The following is a 12,262-nucleotide window of genomic DNA, read 5'->3' as shown; positions in this document are numbered from 1 at the left end:
GTAAACTGATGGCGGGCCCTGCGATGTCCGGTCTTCGGCGGATTACTGCTGGGGGAATAATGGCGCGCTTCGCGCGTTTGGAAAGGGCTTCGTGCTGCGGAATGCATTCAGAGGGAAACCCGTCGGGCCCCTTCGTCCTCGGTCCTCTGGAATTAAAGCTGAGGAGAAGAATGGCGCGCTTCGCGCATAGCGTGGAGTGCGGCGAGGGCTTCTTGCGTCCTGCGGAGTGTGCCTAAAAGTAAACTTATGGCGGGCCTTGCGATGTCCAGCTTCAGCGGAAGGCCGCTGGGTGAGGGTGGTGCCTGGGGCGACGTGCAAAAAACGGAGTTTTCAGCAGCCAAAGATCGATGCATAAGGCCATAGCCGGCCCTCGCTGCCTTTGTTGATGATTTTGCAAGACAATTGGGCCTTGGCGATGCTCATATATGGCTGGTTTCTCGCCGCATGTTATCCAGATGGGACGAGTCATGAGGACGATCTACCTTTTGAAAGACTTTTGACACGAAAATCTTATCTTGCGATGCTGAATACTCGCAAAAATGCACGCTCCGGAGGGGGTTACCATGTTGCGGTTCGAAACCCAATACGTCATTCTATGCAGTATATTGACCTATTTATGCAAGATAGCTTACACGCGCATGCCATAGGATTGATGTTTGCCTCGGCGCTGCGTAATCCACCCTGCCCATAGCTTCTTTGACAGGAGGCCGCGGTCCCGTTTGGGATCGCGGCCGTTTTATTGTGGGTCAAATATGAACGTTGTGTTAACGACTCGGTGGACGGTAGCGTTTTTCGGTGATCAGCGTATCCTTCCAACGGTTTATCTAGTGTGTCAGTTGAAAGGAAGAGGGCGCTCGTCATTGTTTGAATGTGAACTGCCGTTTGACCACAAGACATTGCATCTGGAGCTCGAGGATAAGAACTTCGCGGGTGTGATGGAAGGTCACCAAAACGAGTTTAAGACTGCAAAATCGCAGGAAAAGCTGGTAGAGGAGTCGCTTGCCAACCCTTATGGATCGCCTTCGCTCGAGGAGCTTTGCGCTGGCAAGAAGGATATTGTCATCATTAGCTCCGACCATACGCGCCCCGTTCCCTCGCGTGTGACGATGCCTATTCTGCTGCATCACATCCACTCCGCTGCGCCTGAGGCGCGCGTTCGCATTCTGGTTGCTACGGGTATGCATCGTCCATCGACGCACGAGGAACTCGTCAACAAGTATGGCGAGGAGATCGTTGCCAACGAGGAAATTGTCATGCACGTCGCGACCGACGACAGCATGATGGAAAAGATTGGCACCCTGCCTTCTGGTGGCGAGTGCATCATCAACAAGATTGCCGCCGATTGCGATCTATTGCTTGCCGAGGGCTTTATTGAGCCGCATTTCTTTGCCGGTTTTTCTGGCAGCCGCAAGTCCGTGCTGCCCGGCATCGCCAGCTACAAGACCATCATGTACAACCACAACGGCCAGTTTGTGAACGATTCCCATTCGCGCGCCGGCAACCTGTGCCACAACCACGTGAGCGAGGACATGTTTGCCGCTGCCGAGATGGCTCACCTTGCCTTTGTGCTCAACGTGGTGCTCAACGGCAAGCACGAGGTCATCGGCTCCTTTGCCGGCGACATTCACAAGGCGCACGAGGCCGGCTGCGAGTTCGTGAAGAGCCTTGCCGGCGTTGAGCCCGTCGAGTGCGAGATTGCCATCACCACCAACGGTGGCTATCCGCTCGATCAGAACGTCTATCAGGCCGTGAAGGGCATGTGCGCTGCCGAGGCCACACTTCCCGAGGGCGGCGTGATCATCGATGTCGCCGGTTGCGCCGATGGTCACGGTGGCGAGGGCTTCTATCACAACATCGCTGACAACGATCCGGCAGAGTTTGAGCGCGCCTGCATCGACCGTCCTAAGGACGAGACCCTGCCCGACCAGTGGACGAGCCAGATCTTTGCCCGCATCTTGGCGCATCACCCTGTGATCATGGTCACCGACCTGTGCGATCACCAGATGCTCAAGGATATGCATATGACGCCGGTCAACACCCTCGAGGAGGCGCTCAAGCTCGCCTTTGAAATGAAGGGTGCCGATGCCAAGGTGGCCGTCATTCCCGATGGCCTGGGCGTTGTCGTCGCCCAGCACTAGCGCGCGGCCTAAACGAATCGTTTGTAACCGACAAGAAAGATAAGGTTTTATGCTTACCAAACTCCTCTGCGAATTCGGCGCAACGGCCCTCATGATCATCTTTGGCGTGGGCGTACACTGCGATACCGTGCTTAAGGGCACCAAGTATCAGGGCTCCGGCCACATGTTTGCCATCACCACCTGGTCTTTTGGCATCTCGGTCTGCCTGTTTGTCTTTGGCGGCGCCGTGTGCATGAACCCGGCTATGGTGCTTGCCCAGTGCATCGTCGGTCTGGTGCCGTGGAGCAGCTGCATCCCCTTCATGATTGCCGATATGCTCGGCGGCTTTGTGGGCGCCGTAATCGCTTGGTTTATGTATGCCGATGAGTTCAAGGCTTCCGAGGGCGTTGTTGACCCCATTGCCCAGCGCAACATCTTCTCGACCAACCCCACCACCGAGGGCACGAACTATGCACGCAACTTCTTCTGTGAGGCTATCTGCACCTTTGTGTTCATCAGCGCCATCCTTGCTGCCGCTAGCCGCGCCGGCGAGAACGTTCTGATGCTCGCTATCTGCGTCGGCCTGATCGTTTGGGCCGTTGGCATGGGCATGGGTGGCATCACCGGCTTCGCCATGAACCAGGCACGCGACCTTGGTCCTCGCATGGCCTATCAGGTGCTGCCGATCAAGAACAAGGCTGACAACAACTGGAAGTACGGCCTGCTCGTTCCTGGCATCGCGCCGTTTATCGGTGCCGCTCTGGCCGCGCTGTTTGTGCACGGTTTCTTGGGCATGTTCTAGTCCAAGGCCGCATAGTAGTCCGCTGGCCGCATGGGGTGACTTCCCAGCGCGTCCTCGGACATGAAAGAACCCCCGCTGCGCACTTCGTGCGGCGGGGGTTCTTTCGTCCTGCGGAATGCGCTGGGAAGTCACCCCATGCGGCCAGCTGCGGGGTCTTTGTTGCGTTCGTACAAGCAACCCAACATATTTCTGAATTTGGATGGGAGGGGCTTGTCGCTGTTGGGGGGCGTTGAAGTGCGAGTGACACGTTGGGATGCGCGGGCGCCTTGGGTTGGGGCGATGCTCTGGGATGAGCCCCTTGCTTAGGTGAAGAGGGGTTTTATGGCTGAGAGGTAGTCTTTGGCTACGTCGGCCTTGTCGGCTTGGAAGTTGTGCCAGGCCCACCATTGGACGGTGGCTACGAAGCTTGAGGCTATGTGGTGGAGGAGGAAGTTGCGATCCATGGTACTGGCGGGGCCTGCGGGGTCGACAGGGACGGTTTCGGCTGCGCGCGACATGATGGTCTTGCGGAGACAGTCGGCGAAGACGCGCGAGCCGGCGCCGGCTACGAGGGCGCGTACGCCCTGACGACGATCCCAGAGGTTGTTGAGGATATGCTCGACCTGTACGAGCGGGTCATTGAGGGGTGTACCGTCATCGTCGAGGGCATGGGTGCAGATATCGCACACGAACTCAGCGAGCAGGTCATCTTTGCTCTTAAAGAGGCCGTAGAACGTTGCCCGACCCACATGGGCGCGAGCGATGATGTCGCCGACGGTAATCTTGCCGTAGTCCTCTTCGCGCAGGAGCTCGGAGAACGCCGCAACGATGGCAGCGCGGCTTTTTGCCTTGCGGGCATCCATGGCTATGCGTCCGCGTGAACGAGCAGACAGCGGAGCGTGCCGGAGCAACCCTCGTAGGGGCGTTTGCCGGCGCCGTAGCCGACGGCTTCGATGTGGTAGCGTGAGGGCAGTTGGTCGGACGTGCGCAGCGCGGTGACGATGGCGGCGCCCGTTGGCGTCACGAGCTCGCCGGCGACCGGTGCAGGCGTGAGGGCGATATTGCCTGCCTGGCACAGGTTGACGACAGCGGGCACCGGGATGGGCATGAGGCCGTGGGCGCAGCGGATGGTGCCGTGACCTTCGGAGAGCGACTCGACCACAACATCCTCAATGCCCAGGTCGTCGAGGCAGATGGCGACCGAGCAGACGTCGACGATGGAGTCGACAGCGCCCACCTCGTGAAACAGGACGGTGTCGGGCGTTTTGCCGTGAGCTTTGGCCTCGGCAGCAGCGAGTGCGGTAAAGATGGCGAGGGCACGACGCTTGGCGCCATCGCTTAGCTGTGAGCCGTCGATGATGGCGGTGACGTCCGCCAAAGAACGGTGGTGATGGTGGTGGGCGTGGTGATGGTCCTCGTGGCCATGACCGTGGCCCTCATGGCAATGCTCGTGGCAGTGCTCGTGTTCGTGTTCGCCATGATCATGATGGTGGTGCTCATGCTCGTGCGTGTGCTCGGCAGCTGCCTCGTTGCCGAAGAGCCAGGCCATGTCATGGTCGTGGTTCTCGAGCTCCTCTGCCAACTGAACGTCAAAGTCGCAGGCGTCGATGCCATGCTTGTTTGCACGCGTGACGGCGATCGTAAAGCCGTCGACCGGCAGCGTGGCGAGCTGTTCGCGCAGGTGCTCCTCGCTGGCGCCCAGGTCGAGCAGGGCCGCGACGGTCATATCGCCGCTGATGCCCGAGGTGCCGTCGATGATAAGCGTATGCTGATGGTTGGACATGGAATGCTCCTTAACGGGCGCAGGGTGTTCCGGCGCTCAGATGATTGATAAGACTTGCCTGGTAGGCGGCACCAAAGCCATTGTCGATATTGACGACCGAAACGCCGCTGGCGCAGGAGTTGAGCATGGCGAGCAGCGCGGCTACGCCACCAAAGCTCGCGCCGTAGCCCACGCTGGTGGGAACGGCAATGACCGGACAGCTTACCAGACCGCCGATAACGCTCGCCAGCGCGCCCTCCATGCCGGCGATGGCGATGACCACCTGTGCCTGGGCAAGTTCCTCGGCATGCGCGAGCAGACGGTGCAGGCCGGCGACACCTACGTCGTAGAGGCGGTCGACCTCGTTGCCGTAGAACTCGGCCGTCAACGCGGCTTCTTCGGCGACGGGCAAGTCGCTCGTGCCGGCGCAGGCGACAACGATGCGTCCGTTACCGGTAGGGGAGGGCTTGCCGCCTACGAGGGCGAGCTGGGCGTTCGGGACATATCCCAGGTCGATACCGTTGTCGAGGAGCTCCGAGGTACGGGTTGCCTTTTCGGCGTCCAAGCGCGTGACTAGGATGCGCTCCTGACCGGCATCGCGCAGCGCTTTGATAATGGCGGCAATCTGCTCGGCGGTTTTACCGGCGCCGTAGACAACCTCGCCGGCTCCCTGGCGCACCCCGCGCGAAAGATCGAGCTGCGCAAAACCCAGATCGGCGGTTGGCGCCGTTTGGATGCGCGTAAGGGCGTCGGCGGGGGTGACTGATCCGCCGGCAACATCGCTCAGCAGCTGCTCTAGATCTCGCTTATCCATATAAGTTCCCTTCGACGGCGCAAAGTCTAGCACTCAAAGGGTATGTTTCCGAACACTAAGACAAAATTGTTCGGAAACTAGATATAGGGAATTTGATTCTGTTGTTAGATGGATCGGCTAGTCACGCAGGATGATATCCATGGCGAGCATCAGGTTGCGCTCGTCGATGGCAAACGGGGCGGCCTCGCGCGTCTTGGGCTTGGCGCAAAATGCGATGCCCGTGCCCGCGGCCTGGATCATGGGGATGTCGTTGGCACCGTCGCCGATCGCCACGGTATGGGCCATATCGACACCGCACTCAACCGCCCAATCCAGTAGCTGGATAAGCTTGGATTCCTTGGTCACAATGTCTGCCGCCAGCTTGCCCGTGAGCTTGCCGTCTACGACCTCCAGCCGGTTGGCCAGGCAAAAATCGATGCCCGCGGCAGCTACGATCTTGTCGGCGACCTCGTGGAAGCCGCCGCTTACCACGCCGACCTTCCAGCCTTTGCTGTGCGCCGAGCGCACAAGCTCCAGTGCGCCGGGGGTAAACGTCACGCGCTCAAAGGTGCGCTCGAAAACGCTCTCGTCCAGGCCGGCAAGCAGCCCCACGCGCTCCTCGAGCGCCTGCTTAAAGTCGAGCTCGCCGCGCATGGCGCGTTCGGTGATCCGCGCAACTTGCCCGCCCACGCCTGCCTCCTCGCCCAACAGGTCGATGACCTCCTGGTTGATGAGCGTGGAATCGATATCCATAACGATGAGGCGTGCAGTCATGGTGGGCCTTTCCGAGTGCGGTTGTATTGTAGGCACATTGTCGCACGCGGCGCGCCTTGGCGACGGCCAGGCCGCGTCAATTGTTTCGTCTCCGTCAAGTCTTTGAGCGGGAGCCACTTTTTCGCGGTACATCGGCGCGGGTGCGATAAGATAGAACGCCATGTCCGGCTGCGCGGTTTACGCAGGCTGGGCAAATCTGTACGACGCCGCCCGGAACGACACGGGGCGGCACAGATCCATAAAGGAGGATCACTGGTATGAGCCAGACCCGTCCCATCGACGAGCATTCCATGCACACCCGTACCTGCGGCGAGCTTCGCCGCGAGAACGTGGGCGAAGAGGTCACCCTCACCGGTTGGGTGAGCCGTCGCCGCGACCACGGCGGCCTTATCTTCTGCGACCTTCGCGACCGCGAGGGCATCACGCAGCTTACCTTCGACCCCGAGCACTCCGACGGCGATGCCTTTAAGATCGCCGAGACCATGCGTCCCGAGTGGCCCATCAAGATTCACGGCGTCGTGCGCGCCCGTGGCGAGGAAACCACCAACGCCAAGCTCGCGACCGGCGAGATCGAGGTCCTGACCGACCACGCCGAGGTGCTCAACACCTCCGTTACTCCGCCGTTCCAGATCGAGGACGGCATCGAGACCAGCGAGGACACCCGTCTGCGCTATCGCTATCTGGACCTCCGTCGTCCCGAGATGATGGCCAACCTCAAGCTGCGCTCCGACTTCACCTTTGCCATTCGCGAGGCGCTGCACAACCGTGAGTTCATGGAGGTCGAGACACCCTCCCTGTTCAAGTCTACGCCCGAGGGCGCCCGCGACTTCATCGTTCCCAGCCGTATTCAGCCGGGTAACTTCTACGCCCTGCCGCAGTCCCCGCAGCTCCTAAAGCAGCTGCTCATGGTCGGTGGCGTCGAGCGCTACTACCAGGTTGCCAAGTGCTTCCGCGACGAGGACTTGCGTGCCGACCGTCAGCCCGAGTTCACCCAGGTCGATATCGAGATGTCCTTCGTGGACCAGAACGACGTCATGAGCGCACTCGAAGAGGTCCTGGCCGATGCTTTCGGTCGCATGGGTGTCGAGATGCCCACGCCGCTGCGTCGCATGGACTACTGGGAGGCCATGGACACCTATGGCTCCGACAAGCCCGATACCCGCTATGGCATGCATCTGGTCGATCTGACCGACATCTTTGCCAACTCCAAGTTCAAGGTCTTTGCGACTGCCGCAAACGAGGAGGGCTCTGTCGTCAAGGCCATCAACGCCAAGGGCGCCGGTGCCTGGGCACGTGCCAAGATCGATAAGCTCGCCGGCGTGGCCTCTACGTTTGGCGCCAAGGGTCTGGCCTGGATCGCTTTCCGCGAGGACGGCTCCATCAACAGCCCCATCGTCAAGTTCTTCTCGGACGAGGAGATGGTGGCTCTGCGCGAGCGCATGAACGTCGAGCCTGGCGACCTCGTGATGTTCGCCGCCGGCCCGCGCCTGCTCTCTGACGAGATCCTGGGCGGCATGCGCTCTCACATGGCCAACGCACTCGAGATCAAACGCGAGGGTCACGACTTCCTGTGGGTCGTCAACTTCCCGCTGTTCCACTGGGATGAGGACCGCAAGGCCTATGCAGCCGAGCACCAGCCGTTCACTCTGCCGACCGAGACCGACATCGCCAAGATCGAGGCCGACCCGTTGGCTGCCGGTTCCTGCACCTACGACTTTGTCATGGACGGTTTTGAGGCCGGCGGCGGTGGCATGCGCATCCATAACGCCGAGATGCAGATGTCCATGCTCAAGCTCCTGGGCTTTACCGAGGAGCGCGCCGAGTCGCAGTTTGGCTTCCTCATGGAGGCGCTCAAGTTTGGTGCGCCCCCGATGGGCGGTTTTGCCCTGGGTCTGGACCGCGTGTGCATGCTGCTTACTGGCTCCGATTCTATCCGCGACGTCATGGCGTTCCCCAAGACGGCCAGCGGCTCCGACCTTATGTCGGGCGCCCCGAGTGCCGTTTCCGGCGCCCAGCTCAAGGACGTCAGCCTGCGCTTGATGTAGGCGAGCGGCTGCATATTGTCTCTAACGAGGGAAGGACGCGTGCCTTCCCTCGTTTTTTATGCGCGGGCGTTGCGAGGGCATAGGGTGACCGGACGTCGCGGAAAGTGCGTCCCGGAATCTGCGTCCAGAATGGGCCGCGCTTTCCCAAAGGGGGTCCTCTGGGAAAGCGCGGCCCAGAATTTGGCAAAATAATGGGGCACAGTTTCCGGTTGAGCCTTCTGGCGGAAACTGTGTCCCATCGTTGACACTCGAAGTGGGATGTGGTTTCCGTCCCGCTCTCGACAAGCATCTAACGCTACAATAACTACCACGTGGCTGGGTTTGGCCGGCCAAATGTGCGATGCTGCGGGAGGGGACATGGTCGAGTTTACAAAGACGATTAAAGATCCGTTGGGACTACATGCCCGCCCGGTTGCGCTTCTCTATGACATTATCGCCAAGCATCGTAGTGACGTGTCGGTCAGCATCGGCGATCGCCACACGGATGGCCGCGATATCATGGGACTCATGGCCCTCTATGGTGAGTGCGGCGAGAGCGTCGTCTTTCGTGTTTCGGGCGCGGATGAGGCCTCGTGCGTCACGTCGATCAGAAATCTCTCGCTCTAAGCGGAACAATGTAAAAAGGGGAGAGTCCCCTCTGTTGCATACATCGGTATGACAAGGCACCGCAAAGAGACCGTCTTTGCGGTGCCTTTGTTTAGTATGGGAAACTTTTTCGAAAACTGAATAGAGATCCTTTCCAAAAAGTTAACCGCGTGTTAGTTTACTAAGTCGAACATAGACGCGGTTAGCTTTTATCGCGTCGATGTTGAGGACGAACCGATGTTAGGAGCTCACTCATGTCTTGCGGACCGCAGATGCCGGCCATGCCGCTTTCGATGGTAAAGGCGGGCGAAACCGTGCACGTGTCTCGTGTAAAGGGCAATGAGGACATAAAGCACCGTCTCAAGGACCTCGGCTTTGTCGAGGGCAGCGAGATTCACGTGGTGAGCTCGAGTGGCGCCAATATCATCGTCACGGTGCTGGGCTCACGCTTTGGCATCGATTCCAAGGTTGCCATGCACATCATGACCGTCGGTTAATCTGCAGCATTTCATAAAATCCGAAAGGGGGATAAGAGGATGAAGACGTTGGGTGACGTTAAGGTGGGCGAGAGCTCTACCATCGTCAAGCTTCACGGTGAGGGCGCACTTCGCCGCCACCTTATGGACCTGGGGCTCATCAAGGGCACTTCGTTCAAGGTCGTGAGGGTTGCACCGCTCGGCGATCCGGTCGAGATCAACGTGCGCGGCTACGAGCTTTCCATCCGCAAGGAGGAGGCGGCCGTCGTCGAGGTCCAGTAAGGGCCCACGACGTTTATTTCTGCAGATAAAGTTAGAAATATCTAACTCAATGCAGCAACTTTGAAGCACATTATCCAGCCTGCGCGGAGAAAGCAGCGCGGGCTCACAAGGAAGAAGGATTGAATGGCGGATTCTCAGATCCATGTCGCGCTGGCGGGTAACCCCAACTGCGGCAAGACCACGCTTTTCAACCTGATTACCGACGCCAACGGCTACGTTGGCAACTGGCCCGGCGTCACGGTTGAGAAAAAGGAGGCCAAGCTCCTAAGCGACAAGAACGTTACCATCACGGACCTCCCCGGCATCTACTCGCTTTCCCCCTACAGCCCCGAGGAGCAATGCTCACGCGATTACCTCATGAGCGGCGAGCCCGATGTGGTCGTTCAGGTGGTCGACGCCACCAACCTCGAGCGCAACCTGTACCTGGCGCTTCAGGTTATCGAGACCGGCCTACCCGTGGTCGTTGCCCTTAACATGGCCGACTTGGTCGAGAAGAACGGCGACAAGATCGACACGGACAAGCTCTCCAAGAAGCTCGGCTGTCCGGTCATGATGATTTCGGCCCTTAAGAACAAGGGTATTAAGGAGCTGTTCGAGCAGGTTAAGAAGTCCGCTGCTTCCAAGGGCCAGGTGCCGGAGCACAAGTTCGATTCCTCCATCGAGGACGTTCTGGACCACATCGAGAACAACCTGCCGGCGAGCGTTCCCGCCAACAAGCGTCGCTACTACGCGGTCAAGCTGTTTGAGCGTGATGCGGACGCCTGCAAGCTCATCAACCTCACCAAGGAGAAGGCCGCTCGCGTGGAAGAGCTGGTCGCCCAGTGCGAGCAGGACTGCGATGACGACGCCGAGTCCATCATCACCGGTGAGCGCTATGGCGTCATCGCGCACATCATCGACGAGTGCCTCACCAAGGCTCCGGCCAAGATGAGCACCTCCGAGAGGATCGACCGTGTGGTTACCAACCGTATCCTGGGCCTGCCGATCTTTGTGGTCATCATGTTCTGCGTGTACTACATCGCCGTTTCCACCTTAGGCGGCACGGTGACCGACTTCACCAACGACCAGCTCTTTGGTACCGACGGTTGGTATGTGCTCGGTCAGGGCCGCGACGCCTACGATGCAGCCGTCGAGGCTGCGGGCGACGATGCCGACTCGGTTGACCCGGCGCAGTACGGCCCCTATGTCCCGGGTATCACCACCGTGGTGCACGATGCCCTTGTGGCGGGTGGCACCGAGGACGGCGGCCTGGTCGATTCGCTGGTCTGCGACGGCATCGTCGGCGGCCTGGGCGCTATCCTCGGCTTCGTCCCGCAGATGTTCCTGCTCTTTGTGATGCTGTCCTTCCTGGAGGACTGCGGCTATATGGCCCGCGTCGCCTTCATCATGGACCGCGTGTTCCGCCGCTTTGGCCTGTCCGGTAAGTCCTTTATCCCCATGCTCGTGTCCTCGGGCTGCGGCGTCCCCGGCGTCATGGCCACCAAGACCATCGAGAACGAGAAGGACCGCCGCATGACGGTCATGACCACCACGTTTATTCCCTGTGGCGCTAAGCTGCCGATCATCGCCCTGCTCATGGGTTCCATCATCGGTGATTCTTCCACCACCGCCGCGTGGATCAGCCCGCTCTTCTACTTCCTGGGCGTCTTCGCCGTCATCGCCTCGGGCCTTATGCTCAAGAAGACCAAGCTCTTCGCCGGTCGCCCGACGCCGTTCGTTATGGAGCTTCCTGCCTACCACTTCCCGGCGATCCGCTCTTGGGCACTGCACGTGTGGGAGCGCTGCTGGGCCTTTATCAAGAAGGCCGGCACGGTCATCTTCGCATCCACCGTCGTTGTTTGGTTCCTCTCCAACTTTGGAAGCTACAACGGTTCCTTTGGCTTCCTGCCTGCAATGGACGGCATCCCCGAGGAGTTCATGGACTACTCCGTGCTTGCCATGCTCGGTAACCTGGTCGCTTGGATCTTCGCTCCGCTCGGCTTTAGCACCTGGCAGGCAACTGCGCTGACCGTCTCGGGCCTTGTGGCTAAGGAGAACGTCGTCGCCACCGCCGGCTCGCTGCTGTCCGTGGCTGATGCCGCCGAGACCGACCCGAGCCTGTGGACTGCGTTTGCCGGTATGTTCCCCACCATGGGCGCTTGCGTTGCCTTTGGCGCGTTCAACCTGCTGTGCGCTCCGTGTTTTGCCGCCATGGGTACTATCCGCAACCAGATGGACTCCGGCAAGTGGACCGCGATTGCCATCGGTTACGAGTGCGCCTTCGCTTGGGTGATCGGCCTGTTCATCAACCAGTTCTACAACCTGTTTGTGTTGGGACAGTTTGGTATCTGGACGATTGTGGCCATCGTTCTGCTGGTTGCGATGCTCTTCCAGATCTTTCGCCCTATCCCTGCACATGCATGGACCGACGAGGACGAGACCAACACTGCTTCCGCCGCAGTTTCCGCTTAAGTCCGAATAGGGATTGGCCCCTTTCCACGAGCCCGGGTGTCCCAGCGACACTCGGGCTTTTTGGCGTAATGGGGGACAGATTGCTTTGCTCCAGAAGTAAGATGTGGCGTTTCCGCAGATAAAACCGACCAAAATAAACCTGTCCCTTTTTGGCAGGTGGAAAATGGGGTAAAGTAAGTAGAGGTTAACTAGAGGA

Annotated in this window: 11 protein-coding genes; 7 read left to right on the top strand and 4 right to left on the bottom strand. The window is 59.6% G+C overall.

The features are described 5' to 3' along the window. Nucleotides 1-860 precede the first annotated feature (860 nt). Nucleotides 861-2,138, top strand: a complete 1,278-nt coding sequence (larA, locus tag ACQQ92_RS05670) for a nickel-dependent lactate racemase (RefSeq protein ID WP_427796001.1) — start codon at nt 861-863, stop codon at nt 2,136-2,138. A gap of 49 nt (nt 2,139-2,187) precedes the next feature. Continuing rightward, complete coding sequence (gene larD, locus ACQQ92_RS05665; protein WP_427719871.1) at nt 2,188-2,919, top strand: D/L-lactic acid transporter LarD; 732 nt, start codon at nt 2,188-2,190, stop codon at nt 2,917-2,919. A gap of 302 nt (nt 2,920-3,221) precedes the next feature. Here the strand turns inward: larD and ACQQ92_RS05660 are convergent, their stop codons facing one another. The 4 genes from ACQQ92_RS05660 to serB form a co-directional block, all read right to left on the bottom strand. Next, complete coding sequence (locus ACQQ92_RS05660) at nt 3,222-3,761, bottom strand: TetR/AcrR family transcriptional regulator (protein ID WP_154517701.1); 540 nt, start codon at nt 3,759-3,761, stop codon at nt 3,222-3,224. Nucleotides 3,762-3,763: 2 nt separating this feature from the next. Continuing rightward, nucleotides 3,764-4,681, bottom strand: a complete 918-nt coding sequence (locus ACQQ92_RS05655) for a LarC family nickel insertion protein (protein WP_427729273.1) — start codon at nt 4,679-4,681, stop codon at nt 3,764-3,766. A 10-nt stretch (nt 4,682-4,691) separates the two neighbouring features. Beyond that, complete coding sequence (larB, locus tag ACQQ92_RS05650; RefSeq protein ID WP_427796000.1) at nt 4,692-5,474, bottom strand: nickel pincer cofactor biosynthesis protein LarB; 783 nt, start codon at nt 5,472-5,474, stop codon at nt 4,692-4,694. A 117-nt stretch (nt 5,475-5,591) separates the two neighbouring features. Continuing rightward, a complete protein-coding gene (gene serB / locus ACQQ92_RS05645; protein ID WP_427747576.1) occupies nt 5,592-6,227 on the bottom strand; it encodes a phosphoserine phosphatase SerB in 636 nt (211 codons plus the stop codon). Between the two features lie 257 nt (nt 6,228-6,484). Between serB and aspS the strand changes: the two genes are divergently transcribed. The 5 genes from aspS (at nt 6,485) to feoB (ending at nt 12,066) form a co-directional block, all read left to right on the top strand. After that, complete coding sequence (aspS, locus tag ACQQ92_RS05640; protein WP_427795999.1) at nt 6,485-8,272, top strand: aspartate--tRNA ligase; 1,788 nt, start codon at nt 6,485-6,487, stop codon at nt 8,270-8,272. A gap of 357 nt (nt 8,273-8,629) precedes the next feature. After that, entirely contained in the window at nt 8,630-8,878 is a 249-nt protein-coding gene (locus tag ACQQ92_RS05635) for an HPr family phosphocarrier protein (protein WP_195838595.1), read from the top strand. Between the two features lie 233 nt (nt 8,879-9,111). Further along, the gene (locus ACQQ92_RS05630) at nt 9,112-9,354 is read left to right on the top strand and encodes a FeoA family protein (RefSeq protein WP_427747574.1); all 243 of its coding nucleotides are present in this window, start codon (nt 9,112-9,114) and stop codon (nt 9,352-9,354) included. A gap of 39 nt (nt 9,355-9,393) precedes the next feature. Then, nucleotides 9,394-9,615 carry a FeoA family protein gene (locus ACQQ92_RS05625; RefSeq protein ID WP_427795998.1) on the top strand — a complete coding sequence of 74 codons (222 nt, stop codon included), beginning with the start codon at nt 9,394-9,396 and terminating at the stop codon, nt 9,613-9,615. Nucleotides 9,616-9,738: 123 nt separating this feature from the next. After that, nucleotides 9,739-12,066 carry a ferrous iron transporter B gene (feoB, locus tag ACQQ92_RS05620; protein WP_427795997.1) on the top strand — a complete coding sequence of 776 codons (2,328 nt, stop codon included), beginning with the start codon at nt 9,739-9,741 and terminating at the stop codon, nt 12,064-12,066. Nucleotides 12,067-12,262 lie beyond the last annotated feature (196 nt).

The sequence above is a fragment of the Collinsella sp. SGI.241 genome, assembly GCF_050312955.1.
GTDB lineage: Bacteria > Actinomycetota > Coriobacteriia > Coriobacteriales > Coriobacteriaceae > Collinsella.
The sequence above is the reverse complement of the archived record's forward strand: the minus strand, read 5'-3'. Positions and strand labels throughout refer to the sequence as shown.

Coding starts and splice junctions, on each gene's coding strand:
- larD (WP_427719871.1), top strand. CDS start 2,188: ATGCTTACCAAACTCCTCTGCGAATTCGGCGCAACGGCCCTCATGATC.
- ACQQ92_RS05660 (WP_154517701.1), bottom strand. CDS start 3,761: ATGGATGCCCGCAAGGCAAAAAGCCGCGCTGCCATCGTTGCGGCGTTC.
- ACQQ92_RS05655 (WP_427729273.1), bottom strand. CDS start 4,681: ATGTCCAACCATCAGCATACGCTTATCATCGACGGCACCTCGGGCATC.
- larB (WP_427796000.1), bottom strand. CDS start 5,474: ATGGATAAGCGAGATCTAGAGCAGCTGCTGAGCGATGTTGCCGGCGGA.
- serB (WP_427747576.1), bottom strand. CDS start 6,227: ATGACTGCACGCCTCATCGTTATGGATATCGATTCCACGCTCATCAAC.
- aspS (WP_427795999.1), top strand. CDS start 6,485: ATGAGCCAGACCCGTCCCATCGACGAGCATTCCATGCACACCCGTACC.
- ACQQ92_RS05635 (WP_195838595.1), top strand. CDS start 8,630: ATGGTCGAGTTTACAAAGACGATTAAAGATCCGTTGGGACTACATGCC.
- ACQQ92_RS05630 (WP_427747574.1), top strand. CDS start 9,112: ATGTCTTGCGGACCGCAGATGCCGGCCATGCCGCTTTCGATGGTAAAG.
- ACQQ92_RS05625 (WP_427795998.1), top strand. CDS start 9,394: ATGAAGACGTTGGGTGACGTTAAGGTGGGCGAGAGCTCTACCATCGTC.
- feoB (WP_427795997.1), top strand. CDS start 9,739: ATGGCGGATTCTCAGATCCATGTCGCGCTGGCGGGTAACCCCAACTGC.